Raw genomic sequence first — 369 nt, 5'->3', positions numbered from 1 at the left:
CAGACGCAGTCACTAACCTTTTCTTCAGTTCTTAAAAACTTTATTCACAATTCTCCGTCCACTTATACTTCACTTCCTTCTGAAACAGACGAATCATTAATCTGACGATCTTTAAAAAATTCTCAATAAACCTGCGATAATACCCAGCAAATCCAAAAAAACTACGAATTTCTGAAACCGTCTTAAATTACTTCCAACTTAACACTGACTCCACATTACTTAAATCTACTGCCACTCCTCCAGACGAAATAACATAACCAAAAAACTTCACTTCGAACAACCAAAATTCACATTTACTGAACTTAACATAAAACTGATACTCACGTAATTTCTCTAAAACTAAACGAAAATACTCTTCATATTCTTCCT

The 369-nt window shown here is 33.3% G+C and carries 1 protein-coding gene; it reads right to left on the bottom strand.

What is annotated here, in order from left to right; all coding sequences use genetic code 11:
• Window positions 1-187 precede the first annotated feature (187 nt).
• On the bottom strand, window positions 188-369 hold a 182-nt coding region (locus tag PF66_RS33340), incomplete at its 5' end, for a hypothetical protein (protein ID WP_206542440.1).

This window comes from Pseudomonas asplenii (assembly GCF_001293465.1).
GTDB lineage: Bacteria > Pseudomonadota > Gammaproteobacteria > Pseudomonadales > Pseudomonadaceae > Aquipseudomonas > Aquipseudomonas fuscovaginae_B.
This window is presented reverse-complemented; position numbering and strand designations above follow the sequence as displayed.